This is a genomic window from Sedimentibacter sp. MB31-C6, assembly GCF_035934735.1.
In the GTDB taxonomy this organism is placed as follows: Bacteria; Bacillota; Clostridia; order Tissierellales; family Sedimentibacteraceae; genus Sedimentibacter.
In genome coordinates, this window is the sequence record NZ_CP142396.1 from 2,581,745 (window position 1) to 2,601,186 (window position 19,442).

Annotated in this window: 19 protein-coding genes and 1 tRNA gene; 19 read left to right on the forward strand and 1 reads right to left on the reverse strand. The window is 27.9% G+C overall.

The genetic code is table 11. The annotated features are described in order from the left end of the window. Positions 1 to 7 precede the first annotated feature (7 nt). Positions 8 to 84 (forward strand) — tRNA-Arg (locus tag U8307_RS12220). 159 nt (positions 85 to 243) lie between these two features. On the opposite strand, the gene U8307_RS12225 is transcribed toward U8307_RS12220, so the two are convergent. Further along, entirely contained in the window at positions 244 to 1,515 is a 1,272-nt protein-coding gene (locus U8307_RS12225; protein WP_326907343.1) for a transposase, read from the reverse strand. Between the two features lie 262 nt (positions 1,516 to 1,777). Between U8307_RS12225 and prmA the strand changes: the two genes are divergently transcribed. The 18 genes from prmA (at position 1,778) to U8307_RS12315 (ending at position 19,434) form a co-directional block, all read left to right on the forward strand. Beyond that, positions 1,778 to 2,752 carry a 50S ribosomal protein L11 methyltransferase gene (prmA, locus tag U8307_RS12230; protein ID WP_326908260.1) on the forward strand — a complete coding sequence of 325 codons (975 nt, stop codon included), beginning with the start codon at positions 1,778 to 1,780 and terminating at the stop codon, positions 2,750 to 2,752. A 42-nt stretch (positions 2,753 to 2,794) separates the two neighbouring features. Next, on the forward strand, positions 2,795 to 3,532 hold the full coding sequence (locus tag U8307_RS12235) for an RsmE family RNA methyltransferase (protein WP_326908261.1): 738 nt from the start codon (positions 2,795 to 2,797) through the stop codon (positions 3,530 to 3,532). 181 nt (positions 3,533 to 3,713) lie between these two features. Further along, entirely contained in the window at positions 3,714 to 4,952 is a 1,239-nt protein-coding gene (locus U8307_RS12240; RefSeq protein ID WP_326908262.1) for a dicarboxylate/amino acid:cation symporter, read from the forward strand. A gap of 134 nt (positions 4,953 to 5,086) precedes the next feature. Further along, complete coding sequence (hemW, locus tag U8307_RS12245; protein WP_326908263.1) at positions 5,087 to 6,223, forward strand: radical SAM family heme chaperone HemW; 1,137 nt, start codon at positions 5,087 to 5,089, stop codon at positions 6,221 to 6,223. Positions 6,224 to 6,363: 140 nt separating this feature from the next. Next, the gene (gene hrcA / locus U8307_RS12250; protein WP_326908264.1) at positions 6,364 to 7,428 is read left to right on the forward strand and encodes a heat-inducible transcriptional repressor HrcA; all 1,065 of its coding nucleotides are present in this window, start codon (positions 6,364 to 6,366) and stop codon (positions 7,426 to 7,428) included. A gap of 4 nt (positions 7,429 to 7,432) precedes the next feature. Next, positions 7,433 to 8,026 carry a nucleotide exchange factor GrpE gene (gene grpE, locus U8307_RS12255; RefSeq protein ID WP_326908265.1) on the forward strand — a complete coding sequence of 198 codons (594 nt, stop codon included), beginning with the start codon at positions 7,433 to 7,435 and terminating at the stop codon, positions 8,024 to 8,026. Positions 8,027 to 8,108: 82 nt separating this feature from the next. Beyond that, on the forward strand, positions 8,109 to 9,959 hold the full coding sequence (gene dnaK / locus U8307_RS12260) for a molecular chaperone DnaK (protein ID WP_326908267.1): 1,851 nt from the start codon (positions 8,109 to 8,111) through the stop codon (positions 9,957 to 9,959). 88 nt (positions 9,960 to 10,047) lie between these two features. Beyond that, positions 10,048 to 11,187, forward strand: coding sequence for a molecular chaperone DnaJ (gene dnaJ, locus U8307_RS12265; protein WP_326908269.1), 1,140 nt, complete (start codon positions 10,048 to 10,050; stop codon positions 11,185 to 11,187). A 105-nt stretch (positions 11,188 to 11,292) separates the two neighbouring features. Continuing rightward, positions 11,293 to 11,676 carry a hotdog fold domain-containing protein gene (locus tag U8307_RS12270; RefSeq protein WP_326908270.1) on the forward strand — a complete coding sequence of 128 codons (384 nt, stop codon included), beginning with the start codon at positions 11,293 to 11,295 and terminating at the stop codon, positions 11,674 to 11,676. Between the two features lie 154 nt (positions 11,677 to 11,830). Continuing rightward, positions 11,831 to 13,516 carry a GspE/PulE family protein gene (locus tag U8307_RS12275; RefSeq protein WP_326908272.1) on the forward strand — a complete coding sequence of 562 codons (1,686 nt, stop codon included), beginning with the start codon at positions 11,831 to 11,833 and terminating at the stop codon, positions 13,514 to 13,516. Between the two features lie 13 nt (positions 13,517 to 13,529). Further along, positions 13,530 to 14,732 carry a type II secretion system F family protein gene (locus U8307_RS12280; protein ID WP_326908273.1) on the forward strand — a complete coding sequence of 401 codons (1,203 nt, stop codon included), beginning with the start codon at positions 13,530 to 13,532 and terminating at the stop codon, positions 14,730 to 14,732. 47 nt (positions 14,733 to 14,779) lie between these two features. After that, positions 14,780 to 15,202 (forward strand): competence type IV pilus major pilin ComGC, encoded by a 423-nt coding sequence (locus tag U8307_RS12285; protein ID WP_326908275.1) that lies wholly within the window; start codon positions 14,780 to 14,782, stop codon positions 15,200 to 15,202. A 2-nt stretch (positions 15,203 to 15,204) separates the two neighbouring features. Beyond that, positions 15,205 to 15,690, forward strand: a complete 486-nt coding sequence (locus U8307_RS12290) for a prepilin peptidase (protein WP_326908277.1) — start codon at positions 15,205 to 15,207, stop codon at positions 15,688 to 15,690. 95 nt (positions 15,691 to 15,785) lie between these two features. Continuing rightward, positions 15,786 to 17,336 carry a type IV pilus biogenesis protein PilM gene (gene pilM, locus U8307_RS12295; RefSeq protein ID WP_326908278.1) on the forward strand — a complete coding sequence of 517 codons (1,551 nt, stop codon included), beginning with the start codon at positions 15,786 to 15,788 and terminating at the stop codon, positions 17,334 to 17,336. A gap of 22 nt (positions 17,337 to 17,358) precedes the next feature. Further along, positions 17,359 to 17,877, forward strand: coding sequence for a hypothetical protein (locus U8307_RS12300; protein ID WP_326908280.1), 519 nt, complete (start codon positions 17,359 to 17,361; stop codon positions 17,875 to 17,877). A 17-nt stretch (positions 17,878 to 17,894) separates the two neighbouring features. Next, positions 17,895 to 18,290 carry a prepilin-type N-terminal cleavage/methylation domain-containing protein gene (locus U8307_RS12305; protein WP_326908282.1) on the forward strand — a complete coding sequence of 132 codons (396 nt, stop codon included), beginning with the start codon at positions 17,895 to 17,897 and terminating at the stop codon, positions 18,288 to 18,290. A gap of 48 nt (positions 18,291 to 18,338) precedes the next feature. Next, entirely contained in the window at positions 18,339 to 18,899 is a 561-nt protein-coding gene (locus U8307_RS12310) for a hypothetical protein (RefSeq protein ID WP_326908284.1), read from the forward strand. Between the two features lie 10 nt (positions 18,900 to 18,909). Beyond that, entirely contained in the window at positions 18,910 to 19,434 is a 525-nt protein-coding gene (locus U8307_RS12315) for a PilW family protein (protein ID WP_326908286.1), read from the forward strand. The last annotated feature ends 8 nt before the right edge of the window (positions 19,435 to 19,442 follow it).

Below are 19,442 nucleotides of genomic sequence, written 5' to 3' on the forward strand. Positions count from 1 at the left end.
AAAACTTGCACCGTTAGCTCAGTTGGATAGAGTGTTCGGCTACGAACCGAAAGGTCGTGGGTTCGAATCCCTCACGGTGCACCAATAGCAAATGAAAAAGAGATTAGTACTTACTTTAAAAGTTAAGTACTTATTTTTATTTGTTAAAGATATTGTATAATACTAGTGATACAATAGTATTGTACACAAGTGTTTAGTAGATTAGCTTTTATTTAAGTTTCCCCATTTTCAATTTTTAAAAACTTATGAAGCCACTAATTTAAAGTAGTTGAAGATATCAAATTGTTGTGATTTAATGTTTTTAGGTATAAAGCTTTGAATTCCAACTTTAGTTTTAACTAAAATACTTTCTATAGCATAGCCAATGGCATAGTAAATAAACTTAGGAATGTCATAAATTCTCTTTGAACATTCCTTAAGTTCTTTAAAAAATATACTATCAGCTTTTTCAGATGTCATTATACCAATGTACCCAACAGTAATAGTTGCAAATAGATTAAAATTACGTATAGATTTTAAAGACCAAACTCTAATATCTTCAAAATCAAACTGCTGTTTTTTGAACTTAAAATATTCTTCAATACGCCATCTCGTTAAATACACTTTAGTTACTATAAGCGATATCTTTTTCTTTTCAGATGATTTTAAATTTGTAAGTAACATCATAGGAATCTGTCCAAAACCGTAAACTACTATTAAGGTTAATTCTTGTTTTGGAAATTCGCATAAACTAACAGGGATATAACTAATTTTACAGTCAATATTTTTTTTATTTTTTCCCTTGAATTTTAAACAATAATTACCTTTATACTTACTAACTACATCAAGAACATTTTGAGTTTTATCATTATAGATAACATTACGATTCATTTTTATACGTATTACAAAACGTTCTTTATTCTTAATAAAATATCTAAAATATTCATTTGCATCAAAGCCTCTATCTAATGTCCTTATGCATTTGTTTCCAAAATTTTCGCTAAGTGACTTTAAACATTTAATATTTTCATGAGTTTCACTGATAAATCCCTTTTCTTCTGCTGAAAATACTTTTTCATAAACGGGAAGAGGCATTTTTCTATTAGAAGTTAATACAGCAGCTTCGATTGTTTGGTACCCCTTTACTATTTTACCGGTACTACCGTCACGTACGTCAGCTAAAGCTTCTAACTTTTTACTGCATGGTTTTGCTATGTCTGAATTATCAACGACAATTACAGAATAATCATCTTTAATATTTTGTTTAACTATATCAACATAATTTTCCATAACCTGATCACCATCATCAAAATCATGAAGATTTCTTGACAAACGTTCAATAGTTTTTTTAAGAGTTATAGATTCTTTTAAAGAACGTGCAATTTCACTTAAATGAGTTTTATTTCCTTCGAGTAAACCGTAAATCATCTGTGTTAAGAACTTTATTTTAGGACGTTTTAAACCAGTAGAAATTTTATTTGAAAAATTTGAAATATCCCGTTTTAATTCATAAGCTAATCTGTTATAATTAATCATGCAAGAATGCTCCTTTGTTTAGTTTTTGGTTGCACATTAATTATAACATATAGGTGAGCATTTTTGCATTTTTTATTGTAAAATCAACAAATCTGTGTTTAACATTTTATTTTTTTTCTTAAATTGTGGATAACTAATATTATTTTCATTCTTTTATTTTAATCATGGTCTTGAAAAAATGGGGAAACTTAAAAGCTTTTAGTCTTGATAATATTGAGGGTTAAGTTTATAATATAGTTGTAATTAAAATAGTGGAGGAATTATGAATTGGATAGAAGTTTCAATATATACTACGACAAATGGAATAGAAATGATTAATGGTGCACTTATAAATTTAGGGATAAATGATGCGATAATTGAAGATCCTAGCGTTTTTCAAGATTTTTTACATAACGATACATTAAACTGGGATTATTATGATGAAGATTTGGCTAAGTTGCAGGATATAGAAAGTTGCATTAAAGTATATGTGGCAGAAAATAGTCAAGGACAACAGCAGCTTAAGAAAATTAATAATATTATAGAAAATATAAAAAATGATAAGATAGATTTAAATTTAGGAAGGCTTGATATTGAATTACGAGTTTTAAATGATGAAGATTGGGCTAATAACTGGAAGCAGTATTTTAAGCCTTTTATTGTTTCAAATAAAATAATTATAAAGCCAACGTGGGAAGATTATAAGGAATCAATTGAGGGGAAAATAGTTTTAGAAATTGATCCAGGAATGAGTTTTGGTACAGGACAACATCATACAACTCGCCTATGTATTGAACAAATTGTAAAACATCTTAAAGAAAGTATGGATGTTTTAGATATGGGCTGTGGAAGTGGTATATTGTCTATTGCAAGCATATTGCTAGGAGCTAATAGTTGTGTTGGAGTTGACATTGATGAAAATGCAATTCGAATAGCAAAAGAAAATGCAGCATTAAATAATATTTATGAAGAAAAATTTAGAGTTTTATGTGGTGACATTACTGTTGATGAAGACTTACAGGATGCAATAGGTGAAAATAAGTTTGACATGATAGCAGTAAATATTATAGCTCAAATAATAATGGGAATGAGTTGGACGTTTCCTAAGTTTTTAAAAAAGGGTGGATTAGTAATAGCTTCTGGAATAATCAAGGAATATTTACAGGATATTATAGATAATTTTGAAGGACTTGGATTTGAAGTTTTAGAAATAAACGAAAGTGAAGAATGGGTTTCTGTAACGGCTATAAAGAAATAAATAATAGATAGGTTTGTAATTAATTGTTAGAAGGGGATTTTAATGTTTAGATATTTTTGTGCAGAAAGCAATATAGAAGATAATAAAGTTAAAGTAATAAGTGGAGATGCTAGACATTTAAAGACTATATTACGTGCTCAATTAGGAGATATAATATCTGTTATTACTGAAAGTCATGAATATAGAGCTGAAATTATAAATATTAGTAACGATGAGGTAATTTGTTTTTTAAAGGAAAAAGTAGAAACTAATAATGAAACAAATGTAAATATAACTTTATGTCAAGGAATTCCGAAACAAACTAAAATGGAAACTATTATTCAACAAAATGTTGAGTTAGGTGTAAAGAGATTTATACCTTTAATAACTGAGAGAACAGTTGTTAAAATAAATGATAAAGACAGAGAATTAAAAAAACTAGAACGTTGGAGAAAAATTGCAAAAGAATCTGCAAAACAAAGTAAAAGAAATATTGTACCTCAGGTTGAAAATATTGTTACATTAAAAGATTTTGTTAAAAGTATAAAAAATGAAAATTCTCAAATTATCGTACCATATGAACTTGAAAATGGGAAGACACTTAGCAATGTATTAAAAGAGCAAAAAAATAATTACTATATAGTAATAGGACCAGAGGGTGGTTTTGATATCAAAGAGATTGAAATGTTAGAAGAGATAGGGGGTCAAGTAGTAACTCTTGGTAAGAGAATATTAAGAACTGAAACTGCTGGAGTAGTTACTTCTGCTGTTGTTTTATATGAATGTAACGAAATGATATAATTTTCAAATTAATTAATAAAAATTAAGTAATAGTTCTTATTTTTAACTCATAATATGTCTTGAAGTGACGAAAAGTTTACATTTCATAGAATTAATATACATTTAGCAGATAACTTAATAGAGACAAATCGAGATAAATAAGTTATAATATAAAGAATAAAATAAATAAAAAGGAGGAAATATGAAAAAGCTACAATTAACAACTAAAATTTTTATAGGTTTAGCATTAGGTATTTTGGTAGGTCTTATGTTGCAATCTTCACCAAATATAGCTAATAGTTTTATTAAACCTTTCGGAACTTTATTTTTAAATCTTATTAAATTAGTAATCGTACCTTTAGTATTTTCATCATTAGTAGTAGGAACTTGTAGTTTAGATGACGTTAGAAAGTTAGGTAGAATTGGCGGGAAAACGGTAGCATACTACATGTTGACAACTGCTTTTGCAGTAACAATAGGACTTATATTAGCTAACATAACAAATGTAGGTGGTGGATTTAGTATTCCAGTAGATGCTTCAGTAGAAATAAATGAAGCACCAAATGTAATAGAAACTCTTTTGAATATTATACCATCTAATCCTCTAAAGGCATTAGTTGATGGCAACATGTTGCAGATTATAGCATTTGCAATTATTATAGGAATAGGTATAGTAAGCATTGGAGAAAAGGGAAAAATTCTTTTTAACTTCTTTGATTCTTTTGCTGAAGTTATGTATAAGATAATTGGTGCAATAATGAAGTTTGCTCCGATAGGTGTTTTTGCTCTTATTACTCCTGTTGTTGCTGAAAACGGACCTTCTGTATTACTTCCATTATTAAAATTAATATTAGTTGTATATGCAGGTTGTATACTACATGCTACGGTAACTTATTCATCAACAATTAAAATTTTTGCTAAAGAGAGTCCACTTAAATTTTTTAAAGGGATAGCACCAGCAACGATTTTTTCATTTACTACAGCAAGTAGTGCTGGTACACTTCCAATAACAATGAAACGTTCAGAAGAAAATTTAGGTGTACCAAAATCAATAAGTAGTTTTGTTTTACCACTAGGAGCTACTATAAACATGGATGGAACAGCTATATATCAAGGTATCTGCGCAATATTTATCGCTCAAGTATATGGCTTGGATTTATCTTTAGGAGCTCAACTTACTGTTATTTTAACAGCAACGTTGGCTTCAATAGGTACGGCTGGTGTTCCAGGAGCCGGCATGATTATGTTAGGTATGGTTTTGCAATCTGTAGGTTTACCAATGGAAGGTATAGCTCTAATAGCTGGAGTTGACAGAATACTTGATATGGCAAGAACTAGTGTTAATGTTACAGGAGATGCATCATGTGCTTTAATCGTAGCAGCAACTGAAGGTGAATTAGATAGAGAAGTATATAATTCAACTACAAAGGCAATTAACTAATTTTAGTCATTTTATTTGTATAAAAGAATAAATGATGATATAATTGGAGCTGATTATCAGCTCCTTATTTATTTGATGTATCATATATGTATGTTTTAACTCAGATTAATTAAAAATAATAAAATAGAGGTATTATGAAAAAATTAGGTATTTATATACATATACCATTTTGTAAAAGTAAATGTAATTATTGCGATTTTTATTCAATAAGTTGGAATAAAGAAGCAGAAAAAAGGTATATAGAGGCTGTTATTAATGAAATAAGAATATATAACGAATCACTAGAAACAAATTATGTTGTTGATACAATTTATTTTGGGGGGGGTACTCCAACAATTATTAGTCCTTTAAGTTTAAGTAAAATATTGGACGAAATAAAAAGAGTGTTTAAAGTTGAGAAAAATTCTGAAATTAGTATAGAAGCTAATCCTAATACTTTATTATCAAATAATTTATCATTTTATCGTAATATAGGGATTAACAGACTTAGTATTGGTGTTCAATCTTTGAATGATGATTTATTATATAAAATAGGAAGGATTCATAACAGTAAGGAAGCGCTTGATTCTATTGATAGAGCAATAATAAATGGTTTTAGTAATATAAATGTAGATGTAATGTTTAATATACCTGGACAAACAGTAAAAAATATTGAAAATACTTTAAGTGAAATTATTAAACATAATATAAATCATATATCATTTTATTCCTTGAAATTAGAAAAAGGAACTCCTTTGTTTGTAATGGAAAAAAAGAATAAACTTATTATGCCAGAAGAAGATGTTGAAAGAGAAATGTATTATTGTGGCAGAAATGTAATGGAAAATAATAATTTATTTCAATATGAAATTTCTAACTTTGCTAAAAAGAATTACGAATGTAAACATAATTTAAAATATTGGAATCAAGAAGAGTACATAGGACTAGGACCTTCAGCTCATTCATTTTTAAATATGAATCGTTATAGCAATTCAGCAGATTTAAACAACTATTGCTTGAATTTAGTAAAGAAAACTTTCGAAAGAAATATTCATGAGATTCTTAATTATGAAGATATGAAATTTGAATATATTATGCTTCAGTTAAGGTTAAATAAAGGGTTAAGTATATGTGATTTTAATAAAAAATTTTTGATAGATTTTAATACTGCTTATTCAAGTCAAATAGAATACTTAATAAAAAATAATCTCCTTGAATATAAGGGTGATAATATAAGACTGACAAAAAAGGGAATGGATATTTCCAATTATGTATTCACGCAATTCATGTAGAGATTCTTATAAATAGCAATACATATCAAAAATATTTATAAATTTTAATTTTAGTATTGACAAAATTTAAGTAAAGTAGTATCTTATATTCATAGGATTAGCACTCAATTGATGAGAGTGCTAACAACGAGGTGATTAATATGTCTTTGGATAAAAGAAAAGTAAAAATTCTTAAAGCTATTATTTCAAGTTATATAGATAATGCGGAAGCAGTAGGATCAAGGACAATATCAAAAAAATATGAACTTGGCGTTAGCCCGGCTACAATTAGAAATGAAATGTCTGATTTAGAAGAAATGGGTTTCTTGATGCAACCTCATACTTCATCAGGTAGAATACCAACTGACAAAGCATATAGGTACTATGTAGATGATTTGTGGAAGATGGTTAAGGCTTCTTCGAATAATACTAATTTAGATGAACTTAGAAAAATAATAGAAGAAGAGGCCAATGAACTGGATTCAGTATTTAAAAATTCAGTGAGAATACTTTCTCAATTTACAAAATACACTTCATTTCTTGTTTCACCACAGTTAAGGAAATCAACAATAAAAAGAATACAACTTGTTCCTGTAACTGAAACAAAAGTATTATTGTTACTTATATTAGAAAGCAACATAATAAAACAGGTTATGCTAAAATTGAAAAGTCCGATTCCTATTGATCAAATTGATAAGATATCGAATACCCTTTCAGAACAATTATTTGGATATAAATTAGAAGATGTTAATTCAGATTTAAAGGAAAGCCTAATAAAATATCTTTACAGTTTGAGAGATAATTTTGGGGAGTCATTGTTAGATGTTTTACCATTTTTAATTAATCAGGTAGAAAAACTTGAAGATATAAGTGTTTATTCAGATGGTATATCAAATATTTTGAATTTACCAGAATACAATGATTTAGACAAAGCAAGAGAGTTTATTACATTTGCTGAGAATAAACACAGTGTAGCTAAGTTGTTTCAAAGTGTTGGAGAAAATGATTTGGCAATATGTATAGGTCAGGAAAATTTATATGAAGAGTTAAGGGATTGTAGTTTAATAACTGCGACATATAAGTTCAATGGTAGGATTATTGGAAAAATAGGAGTTGTTGGACCTACAAGAATGGATTATCAAAGAGTAATTTCTACAGTTAAATCAATTTCTGAAGTAATAAATGGAATTATAGATCAAAACTTAACAGATGATAATAAGGAGTGAAGAAATGGCTAGAAAAGCAAAAAAGAATAATGAAGAGCAATTAAAAGAGGATATTAATACGGAAACTGAAGAAGAAACTGATAATAGTGAAAAGGTAAAGTCTGATGAATTAGATAAAGAATCAGTTTCTGAAGAAACAGAGAATGATAATCAAGAAGAAAATCAAAATAACACAGAAGAGGAAGAAAAACTGCAGAATAAAATATTAAGACTTCAAGCTGATTTTTTAAATTATAAAACTAGAACTGAAAAAGAAAAGACTAGTACTTATGGTAATGCTATTGCTGATACAATTTGTGCATTGTTACCAGTTTTAGATAATTTAGAAAGAGCTTTAGAAGCAGAAAAAACAGAAGGTAATTCCTTTAAAGAGGGAGTTGAGATGATATATAATCAACTTATAGGAATACTTGAAAAAAAAGGTTTAAAAGAAATAGAGGCTTTACATAAACCTTTTGACCCTAATATTCATTATGGAGTTGCTTTCGAAGAATGTGATGATGTAGAAGACGATACAGTAATTGAAGTTTTACAAAAAGGATTTACTGTTAATGATAAAGTAATAAGACCATCAATGGTTAAAATTTGTAAAAAATAACACGATTTTGGGTTAAGTAAATAGTTAGAAAAAAATAGTAATATATAAAATATAAATTTTTTTAAATTATATGGAGGAAAAAATGAGCAAAGTAATAGGAATTGACTTAGGAACAACAAATTCTTGTGTATCTGTTATGGAAGGCGGAGAAGCCGTTGTTATAACAAATGTTGAAGGAAAAAGAACAACACCTTCAGTAGTAGCATTTACAAAAGAAGGAGAAAGATTAGTTGGAGAAACAGCTAAAAGACAGGCGGTTACTAATCCTGATAAAACTATAGCATCAATTAAAAGAGAAATGGGTTCAGACTATAAGGAAACTATAGATGGCAAAGCATACTCACCTCAAGAAATATCAGCTTTTATTCTTCAAAAATTAAAAGCAGATGCTGAAAGTTATTTAGGAGAAACTGTTACAGATGCAGTTATTACTGTACCTGCATATTTCTCTGACAGCCAAAGACAGGCGACAAAAGATGCAGGAAAAATAGCTGGTTTAGACGTTAAAAGAATAATTAATGAACCTACTGCAGCTGCATTGGCATATGGTGTAGATAAGGAAAATGTAACACAAACAATCATGGTATATGACCTTGGAGGAGGAACTTTTGACGTTTCCATACTTGAAATTGGAGATGGCGTTTTTGAAGTTAAAGCTACAAGTGGAAACAACAGACTAGGTGGAGATGACTTTGATAAAGTTATTATTGATTATATGGCAGAACAATTCCAAAAAGAAAATGGAATTGATTTAAGAAAAGATAAAATGGCATTGCAAAGATTAAAAGAAGCAGCAGAAAATGCTAAAAAAGAATTATCAAGTGCAATGACTTCTAATATTAATTTACCTTTTATTACTGCAACTCAAGAAGGTCCAAAACATATGAACATGGATCTTACAAGATCAAAATTTAATGAATTAACATCATTCTTAGTAGAAAAAACTATTGAACCTGTTAAAAAGGCAATGTCTGATGCAAAGTTATCAGCAAATCAAATTGACAAAGTATTATTAGTAGGTGGTTCTACTAGAATTCCTGCAGTTCAAGATGCAGTAAAAAGATTGACAGGTAAAGATCCTCATAAAGGAATTAACCCTGATGAGTGTGTAGCTTTAGGAGCTGCAATACAAGGTGGAGTATTAACAGGAGAATTTGGAAATGACATATTGTTAGTTGATGTTACTCCATTATCTTTAGGTATTGAAACATTAGGTAGCGTATTTACTAAGTTAATAGATAGAAATACTAGAATACCAACTAAAAAAAGTCAAGTATTTTCAACAGCAGCAGATAATCAGCCGGCAGTTGATATTCATGTATTACAAGGTGAAAGACAAATGGCTGCAGACAATATTTCATTAGGTCGTTTTCAATTAACAGGTATAATGCCTGCACCAAGAGGAGTTCCACAAATTGAAGTTACATTTGATATAGATGCGAATGGTATAGTTAATGTAAGTGCTAAGGACCTTGGAACAGGTAAAGAGCAAAAAATAACAATTACTGCATCAACTAAAATGTCAGAAGAAGATATAGAAAAGAAAGTTAAAGAAGCTGAGCAATATGCTGAAGAAGATAAAAAGAGAAAAGAAGAAATTGAAGTGAAAAATAATGCAGATAGCCTAGTATATCAAACAGAAAAGACTATAAAGGACTTAGAAGGTAAAATTTCTCCAGAAGAAAAGGCTGCAGCTCAATCAGTTGTTGACGAACTTAAGAAAGCTATTGAAAGTAATGATACGGCACAAATGAAAGATAAAACAGAAAAGTTAACTGAAGAGTTTAATAAACTTGCTCAAAAACTCTATGCGCAGACTGGTGCTCAGCAAGAACAAGGAGATCCTAATTTTGATCAAGGAGCTTCTGAGTCTGACGATAATGTTGTTGACGCAGATTTCGAAGAAATTAATGAAGATGACGATGATAAATAGTCTGTAACATAAATTAATAGAAATGAGCTAAATCCATTAAGGGATTTAGCTTAGTTCATTTTCAGGATTGAAATGGAGAGGAGAATGTATGGCAAAAAGAGATTACTATGAGATTCTAGGCATTAGCAAAGACGCAGATGATAAGGAAATTAAATCAGCCTTTAGAAAGCTTGCAAAGAAATATCATCCCGACTTGAATCCAGATAATAAAGAAGCAGAAACAAATTTTAAAGAAATAAATGAAGCCTATGAAGTTCTCAGCGATCCCAATAAAAAGGCAAAATACGATCAATTTGGCCATGCTGCCTTCGACCAAAGTCAGGGATTTGGCGGTGGTGCAGATTTTAATGACTTTGGCGATATATTTGGTGACATATTTGGAGACTTTTTCGGAGGTGGCTTCGGCGGCAGTTCTAGAGCACAAAGAACTGGTCCTAGAGCAGGTTCTGATTTGAAAATTAAACTAGATATAACCTTTGAAGAAGCAGCTTTTGGTACTAAAAAGGATATAAAAATTAATCGTATAGAAAAATGTCATGTATGCGATGGCTCAGGAGCAAAAAAAGGTACAAGTAAAAAGACATGTCCAACTTGTCATGGTGCAGGGCATGTAAAAACAGTACAAAGAACACCATTTGGGCAATTTGCAAGTACAAAAACTTGTACAACATGTAACGGTATTGGAGAAGTAGTAGAGGAACCGTGTACAGCATGTGGCGGATCAGGTAAAGAAAGAAAATCAAGGAAGCTTTCAATTAATATTCCTGCAGGGGTAGATACTAATTCTGTTATACCTCTTAGAGGCGAAGGTAACCATGGTGAACGTGGTGGTCCAGCTGGTGATTTGTATGTATATCTTAATGTTAAAGAGCATGAATTGTTCGAAAGGGATGGCTATGATGTTTGGTGTGAAATACCAATATCATTTACAAAGGCTGCCTTGGGAGGCAATATAGAAGTCCCTACCTTAGAGGGTAAGGTAAAATATGATATACCAGAAGGAATGCAACCAGGAACGGTATTTAGATTAAAAAATAAGGGTATTAAAAATTTGCGAGGTTCTAGTAAGGGCGATCAATACGTTAGAGTAAAGATTACTGTTCCTAAGAAACTTACAGATAAGCAAAAGGAATTATTGAAAGAATTTGCTAAAGAATATGGAGAAGATGCTGATAAGGATGACAAAAAAGGGTTCTTTGGAAAAATGAAGGATGCATTTAAGGATTAAGTAAATTCAGATTCAATAAATTGACAAATTCAATTATCAGTGTTAAAATAAACTTGTCACGGGGCAAAGTGACAAGAGGAAAGGCAAAAAATTGGAGGAAGAATTATGAAATCATTGATTAGACTTAGAATGAGTGCCCATGATGCACATTATGGGGGAGAATTAGTAGATGGAGCAAGAATGCTTGGTCTATTTGGAGATGTAGCAACAGAACTTTTGATATTGAATGATGGAGATGAAGGCTTATTTGTTGCTTATGACGATGTAGAGTTTCTTGCACCTGTTTTCGCAGGAGATTATATCGAAGCAGAAGGAGAAATAACTTCAGTTGGTAATTCATCAAGAAAGATGAAATTTGAAGCTAGAAAAGTAATTGCTCCAAGAAAAGATATAAATGATTCTGCTTGTGATGTATTAGATGAACCAATTATTGTATGTAGAGCAACTGGTACATGTGTTGTACCAAAAGATAAACAAAGAAAAAAATAAGTATAAAGCTAAAAGGCGGTTAAATACCGTCTTTTTTTTATTTTTAAAATATTATTTGAAAGAACTATTGACAAAAATATATATTATAATATAATAATATACAAAATATTACAATTATAGAATAAAATACTATTACTAGAATTAAGAGGTAAAAATGAAAAACTTCAATAAAAATATTAGACTTGGAGATATTCTAGTTTATAACAATGAAATAACACAAGAACAACTTAAGGATGCATTAAATTTTCAAAAAGCTTCAAAAAAGAAACTTAGAGATATATTAGTTGAAAAAAACTATACTTCAGATATTGGCATATTAAATGTATTATCAAAATATTTGGGAATTAAAATAGTAAATTTAGACGAATATGAAATTAATATTGAAGCAATTAAATATATTTCAGAAAATTTAGCAAAGAGAACTAATTCAATTCCTATAAATATGTATGAAGACAAAATTCTAATTGCTATGAACGACCCTTTCAATATTATAAGCATAGAAGATATTAAGTTAGAATCTAGGAAAAATGTAGAAATAGTTCTTGCAACTAAAATTCAAATCAATAATGCCATAGAACAATACATGAGCAGATGCAGTGCAGAGAAGGCAGTCGAAGATTATTATAAGGAAAATTTTCTAAGTGGTAACCTTAAAGTATTAGAAGAAATTGATGATAAAAATGTAATAAACTCACCAGTTGTAAGGTTAATAAACTCATTAATAAGACAAGCTTTAAAAATGGATTCTAGTGATATACATATAGAACCACTTAAAGATAGAATCAGAGTTAGATTTAGAATAGATGGTGAATTGCAGGAAATCATTAGTTCTTCAAAGCAAACACAATCTGCAATTTCAACAAGAATAAAAATAATAGCAGGTATGAATATAGCTGAAAACAGATTACCTCAAGATGGTAGAATAGAGATAGAAATTGATGATTTTACAATTGATTTAAGAATTTCAGTATTCCCTACAGTTTATGGAGAAAAAATAGTTATGCGTATTTTGAATAGGGATAATTTCTTAAAATCAAAAGAAGAACTTGGTTTTACAAATTATGATATAAATATTTTTGAATCTATTATTAAGTTTTCAAATGGAGTGATATTGATTGTAGGCCCTACAGGCAGTGGTAAAACAACAACTCTTTATTCAATTCTTAATGATCTTAATAATATAAATAAGAACATAATAACAATTGAAGACCCTGTTGAATATAAATTGGAAGGTGTTAATCAAGTTCAGGTTAATGCAAAGGTTGGTTTGAATTTTGCCAGTGGTTTACGTTCGATTCTTAGGCAAGATCCAGATATTATTATGATAGGTGAGATAAGAGATGAGGAATCTGCAGAAATTGCTATTAGATCGGCTATAACTGGACATCTAGTAGTTTCTACGTTGCATACAAACGATGCTCCTTCTACAATCATTAGACTCCAAGATATGGGGATAAAATCTTATTTGTTAAATGCAGCACTTAAAGGTGTAGTTGCACAAAGATTAGTAAAGAAGATTTGTACAAGTTGTAAATATAAATATATAGCAAATAATTATGAAAAGGAATTATTAGAAATAAACGGTAAAATGGTATTATGGAAGGGAAAAGGTTGTCCCAAGTGCCATAATACTGGATATTTTGGCAGAATTGCAATATATGAAATAATGAAAGTAGATGAGTCGATTAGGAATGTAATTTCTACAGGAAATAATATAGATGATATTGAGAAAATAGCTAAAGCAAACGGAATGATAACTTTAAAAGATAATTGTAAGAAATTAGTTGTGTCAGGAATAACAACAGTTGATGAATATTCACAGGTTTTGTTTAAATTATAGTAGGAAGGTATAAATGATTTCATATAAGTGTAATGTTATTGATAGGTTTGGAAAAAAGCAAAAATTAAAGCAATATGCGGATTCTAAAGAAGAATTAGTATATATTTTGAAGAAGAATAATTATATTATTATTGAAATAAAAAAAATAGACAATCAGTTGGCTAATAGGCTTTCTAAAAAAATCAAATCAAAAGATTTGGCAGTATTTTGTAAACAATTACATTCTATGTTAAAGGCAGGTATAACAGTTACAAATAGCTTAAAAATTTTAAAAATTCAAACTAATAACAAGAAGTTTAGAATAGTAATTGAGAAAATATATAAGGATTTGTTGAAAGGAAAGAATTTATCAAAGGCATTTTTAATTTATAACGAGGCTTTACCAGATTTATTAATAAGTATGATTAAAGTAGGAGAATTAAGTGGAAATTTAGATAATATTATGGGGAGCCTTTCGAATTATTATGAAAAGGAAAATAAGATAGAGAATAAAATTAATTCAGCTATGATATATCCTGCTGTGCTAGCGTTTGTGTCTATTGTTGTAGTAATGTTTTTATTAACTTCAGTAATGCCTAATTTCATAGAAATGTATTTAAGTTCTGGAGTACCTCTTCCTACAATAACTAAAATTCTTATAAATGTAAGCGAGTTTATAAAAAATAGTTGGCAAATAATATTATATTTTATAATAATATTTGTATTTGTGATTTCTGTTTTAAAGAAGAGGAAAGATGTAAAATTTACGATAGATTATATTAAACTGAAGGTTCCTGTCTATAGGAATTTACAATTAAAAATAGCTACATTTAGGTTTACTAGAACGTTAGCAACTTTATTAAGGTGTGGTGTACCGATGTTGGAAGCTTTAGATACAATTTCGTTAGTTATAGAGAACAGTTACATAGGTAGCAAGATATTAAAAATGAAAGAAGATATTAAGCAAGGGGTATCTCTTTCTAACCAAATGAAAAAACAAAATATTTTTCCTTCAATGGTGCATCAAATGATAAGAATAGGTGAAGATTCTGGAACCATTGAGGAAATGTTGGATAAAACTGCTGACTTTTATGATGAAGAGGTAGAAATAGCAGTGCAACGTCTAACAATATTAATAGAACCATTAATGATAATCATTATGTCGATAATTATAGGGTTTATAGTTTTAGCAATGGCAATACCAATGTTTGAAATGATGCAGACAGTTCAGTATTAGCATCAGGGGGATAGTAAGTTTAAATAAATATAAAAGGGAGCAATAAATTGTTTAACGTAATAGCTAAGTTAAAAGATAGTAGAGGGTTTACCTTAATAGAACTTATAGCAACTTTAGCAATAGTAGGAATAATTTCTGCAATAGCCATTCAAAATTTTTTTCAAATACAAGAAAAAGCAAAAAGTGATGCTGATCAAGCAACAATAAATATGATTGGAAAGGCAGCAGAATTATATTTTATACAAAATCCTGATAATAAGCATGATATTAATACTGCTGATGATTTAGTAACAGAAAATTATCTTGAAAATATTGATTTTCAAACAATTACGTATGGAGCGAATGATGGTAAGGATTTAAAAATTAACTATATTGATACTAAAGTAATAATTACTTTTGGTTCTGAACTGGCTAATGAAGTATATCCATTTAACAAATTTAAAAATAAATATGATGAATCAGGAGATTGAATATGATAGTTATTTTAAATGGTGTACTATATGTTTTAGTGCTAATGAAGCTAGGTATTTTCATTGATTCAATTATGTATTGCGCTATAATTAGCTTATTAATCGAAATTAGTATTATTGATTTAAGACACAAATTAATACCTGATAAGTTGAATATCATCGTATTAGTGTTTGGATTATTTTTCTTATTACATGACAAAACAATGATAGTTAATAGATTAATAGGATTTGGAATAGGTTTTGGATTATTTTTATTCATTGCCGTTTTAACAAATTCAATGGGTGGTGGTGATATAAAACTTATGGCTTCACTTGGACTAATATTTGGTATAAATGGAATTGTATTTATAATTTTATTTTCCTTTATTTTGGGTGCAATAATTTCAACGATACTTTTAATTTTGCAAATAAAAAAATTAAAAGATGAAATACCTTTTGCACCATTTATATCTTTTTCAGCTTTAATATATATACTTTTATGGAAGTAAATAATATGTTATTTAAATTATTAATAGTATAGATTAGATTATATATACAAAGATTGTAAATGTTATGAATAATAAGTAGTTATAAGGAGTAAAGAATGGCGAGAATACTATCTATTGAGTTTGATAATGTAAATTTAAGGATTATTGAAGGTAAACGTAAGGGTAGTACTTTGAATATTTTAAACTCTATAATAGTAAAAGTTCCTTTATATAGCATTGATGATGGATATATTAATGATGATGATAAAATTAAATCAGTAATAAAACAAGTTATAAAAGAACATAAAATGAAGTTTACAAAATGTATATTTGCCATTAATACTAGTAGTCTATTAGTGAGGAAATTAGAGCTACCGGATCTTAAAAAAAACAAAGAAGTAATGTCTATGATTAAAATAGACCTTGAACAACAGCTTTCTATAGATTTATCTCAATACGAGATTATATTTAAAAAATCTAAAAAATACATTATAGATGGTTTGAAAAAAATCACATATATTGTTTATTGTATCCCTTCTAAAATGTATTTACAATATAACGAACTAGCAGAAGAGCTCAAATTACCTTTGATTAGTATGGATGTATCATCTAATTACCTTGAACTTGTTTTTCTTAATAATTTGACTATTAATAACAATATTGCAAATCCAAAGAATAGTGTTGGATTTATAAATCTTGGGAAAAACGCAATTTCCTTTAGCATTATAAAAAATAATATTAATATTTTTACAAAAACATATCATTGCTTAGATAACAAATTAGAAGGAGTAGCAGAAACTCCGATATTATATGAAACAAGTAAAGATATCTTGAAATATGAGTTTAATCAATATATGGAAGAAATCAGCAAATATATCAGATATTATTATTCAATTAATAATTATAATCAAATTGATAAAATATATCTTTTTGGTAGTTATTCAATGGATGTTTCTGAAGAATTTTTTGATAGTATAGATATACCAGTAGAATTAGTTACTAATATTTCTAACGTGTATTTATTAGAAGAAACAGAAGATAACAATAAAAGTTTATTGTCTAATGAATATCTACATGGAATAGTATCCCTTTTTAGCGATAAAACTCATTTAGACTTCCATACTAAAAGGCGGAGGCAAATTAAATTTAAATTCATCTTAAGCATTAATATATTAATATTAATTACAATATTAATATTAAATATTTCTTTCAAAGGAATATTTAATTATTTTAAAAATGCTGAATTTAAAAGAGAAATACAAACTATGTGTTTGTTTATAAATGAGAATAATAAAATCAATAACGAAATTGAGGAAATTAAGAATAGTATTGAACGTATGAAATTATATAAAAATGAAGTTAAAAAATTAAATGAAATCGTCAGAAAGAATGATAATATAAATTCTCAAATGTTTACAGAATTAGCTTCTGTAATACCCTATGGTACTCAGGTTAAGTCAGTCATTGTAGTTAATAAAAACATACAAATTCAATGCTTTTCTAGTTCTCTTGATGAATTGTCCCTATTATTAAAAGGTATTAGAAATATTGATTTTATTGTAGATGTAAATGTACCTAATATTGATGTCAAATTACAACAACAAGGTGTTGATATAAAATACTTTTATTATATAATTTGTAATATTGAGGATGTGGTTCAAAATTAATCTAAGTAGTACTATAAAAGTTATGATTTTAATAATAGTCGCTCTTATAATAATAATTATAGTTACTGAATTAATGTTATTTAAAAGTAATACAAATTATATTCAAGAAGAATATAGTATTGTGAGATTAAAATATGAAAATATTTTAGAAAATTTAAAGTTGAAAAATTATTATGAAAGAAGGGAAAAAGAATTAATTAGTGATATAAAATGTTTGAAAGTATTATCAAGTATTAATCAAGAAGATGTGATAAATATATTAAATGAACACTTATCTTTATGTGATATAAAGGTAGAGAATATTAATTTTAATGAAGTAATAGATAACAATGAAGAAATAAATGAAGAATTAGTTACAATAATAAATGTGAAAATGGAATTCAAATCTACGTATAATAATTTTTTATTGTTACTGGATTCTCTTCAAAATAATGAAATTGATTTTGCAATTATAAGTGCTAGCATCTTTTTTTCTGAAAATGAAGTAGTTGATGGAATCATTGAAATGAATTTCTATGGAATTTTAATGTCTATTGATTGATAATAGAGGGTAAAGTTTTGATTAGGAATAATATTATTAACGATAAAGGTTTGACTTTAGTAGAAATTATAATATCTATTGCAGTTTTAGGCATAGTAATTTGTCCTTTAATGTCTATGTTTTTATTTGCTATGAAAATAAATAATAAAAGTGATTTTGAATATAAAACCTTAAGTCAAGCTCAATATTATATGGAAGAAATTAAAGCAATGGAATATATCGATACAATAAAATATCCATATAATAATATAAAAGGTATATATGAAAGAGAAATTGAACAAGATGATGAAACATTTGGGGTTATAATAAAAATTACTCCTGATAGTAATGGACTTTTATATAAGATTGAGATACTAATTATGGATGAAGGAGAAATTGTTAATTACTTAGAAGGAACGAAAATCATATATTAAAAAGTGATTTGAGAGTTGTTTAGGTAATTATTGATTTTGGGGTTAGATATGATTAAAAATGATAAGGGCTCCACTTTGATTTTATTAGTTATAATAATTTCATTAATATCAGTCACAGGACTATCCATTATGAGTGTAACGATGACTCAATATGAAATTAGAAAATCCAACTCAGAAATCAAGCGAACATTTTACATGTCAGAAAATGGCTTGAATTACGCCTATGTTGATATTTATTATTTAATAGAAACGACAATAGAGGAATCAGAAAAAACAGCTGATGATTTTATTAATGAAAATCCTTCTAACCAAATAGAAGGTGAAAATATATTTTATAATAATTTTAAAAAAAATATTATAAATAAAATTGTAAAAAAGAATTATAATTATCCGAATACTTATATTGAAGTAACGAATAAGGATATATTAGCTTTTGATAATAATAGACTCTTGGTAAAGGTGAGTTCGAAATACATTTCAGGTAGGGGAATTGAAAAAATAATATCTGCAGATTTTATTATAGTTGTGCCAAGTTTTTATGAAGTTAAATCTAATGACCTTAAATTATTGGATTTGTTAAGTATAGACAACTGGCAAATATGTAAATAAGGAATTTACTATGATTACAAAAGAAAAAGGGTTTACATTAATTGAAATAATTATAGCTTTAGGATTGCTTAGTATTATTATATGTTTATCAATTAATTTTTTAATATTTAATTTTACAAATTATAGAAAAATAAGTAATGATGCAGAGATTCGATTTCAAGCTTACTATATCTTGAATTTTATGAACAATAAGATTTTAGAATCATCATATTTAGAATTAGCACAGAACGGTACTGTGAAAATAAACAACATTTCTGGAGAACAAATTGTTACAAGGTTGTCATTTCGTTATGGTGACGATAATAATGAATGTTATATCTTTGAATATCGTAATAATAAATTATTTTATGGTAAAGGAGATGCTTTTAGTTCAGCTAATTCGGAATTAGGTACATATATAAAAGAGGTAAGGGTAAGACCTATTCCAGAAAATATGACCTTAAGTGAAGCTAGAGCAATAATAATTAAAATCAATTTTATAAAGGATGAACAAAAATATGAGTCAGAACAATTGATTTGTATGAGAAATAGATAATTAGTGTT

What these genes read in the sequence shown, in the direction of transcription:
- grpE (WP_326908265.1), top strand. Translation starts at nt 7,433, where the DNA reads ATGGCTAGAAAAGCAAAAAAGAATAATGAAGAGCAATTAAAAGAGGAT.
- pilM (WP_326908278.1), top strand. Translation starts at nt 15,786, where the DNA reads ATGGCGAGAATACTATCTATTGAGTTTGATAATGTAAATTTAAGGATT.
- U8307_RS12275 (WP_326908272.1), top strand. Translation starts at nt 11,831, where the DNA reads ATGAAAAACTTCAATAAAAATATTAGACTTGGAGATATTCTAGTTTAT.
- U8307_RS12315 (WP_326908286.1), top strand. Translation starts at nt 18,910, where the DNA reads ATGATTACAAAAGAAAAAGGGTTTACATTAATTGAAATAATTATAGCT.
- U8307_RS12270 (WP_326908270.1), top strand. Translation starts at nt 11,293, where the DNA reads ATGAAATCATTGATTAGACTTAGAATGAGTGCCCATGATGCACATTAT.
- hrcA (WP_326908264.1), top strand. Translation starts at nt 6,364, where the DNA reads ATGTCTTTGGATAAAAGAAAAGTAAAAATTCTTAAAGCTATTATTTCA.
- hemW (WP_326908263.1), top strand. Translation starts at nt 5,087, where the DNA reads ATGAAAAAATTAGGTATTTATATACATATACCATTTTGTAAAAGTAAA.
- U8307_RS12280 (WP_326908273.1), top strand. Translation starts at nt 13,530, where the DNA reads ATGATTTCATATAAGTGTAATGTTATTGATAGGTTTGGAAAAAAGCAA.
- dnaJ (WP_326908269.1), top strand. Translation starts at nt 10,048, where the DNA reads ATGGCAAAAAGAGATTACTATGAGATTCTAGGCATTAGCAAAGACGCA.
- U8307_RS12310 (WP_326908284.1), top strand. Translation starts at nt 18,339, where the DNA reads ATGATTAAAAATGATAAGGGCTCCACTTTGATTTTATTAGTTATAATA.
- U8307_RS12235 (WP_326908261.1), top strand. Translation starts at nt 2,795, where the DNA reads ATGTTTAGATATTTTTGTGCAGAAAGCAATATAGAAGATAATAAAGTT.
- U8307_RS12240 (WP_326908262.1), top strand. Translation starts at nt 3,714, where the DNA reads ATGAAAAAGCTACAATTAACAACTAAAATTTTTATAGGTTTAGCATTA.
- U8307_RS12225 (WP_326907343.1), bottom strand. Translation starts at nt 1,515, where the DNA reads ATGATTAATTATAACAGATTAGCTTATGAATTAAAACGGGATATTTCA.
- U8307_RS12300 (WP_326908280.1), top strand. Translation starts at nt 17,359, where the DNA reads ATGATTTTAATAATAGTCGCTCTTATAATAATAATTATAGTTACTGAA.
- U8307_RS12290 (WP_326908277.1), top strand. Translation starts at nt 15,205, where the DNA reads ATGATAGTTATTTTAAATGGTGTACTATATGTTTTAGTGCTAATGAAG.
- dnaK (WP_326908267.1), top strand. Translation starts at nt 8,109, where the DNA reads ATGAGCAAAGTAATAGGAATTGACTTAGGAACAACAAATTCTTGTGTA.
- prmA (WP_326908260.1), top strand. Translation starts at nt 1,778, where the DNA reads ATGAATTGGATAGAAGTTTCAATATATACTACGACAAATGGAATAGAA.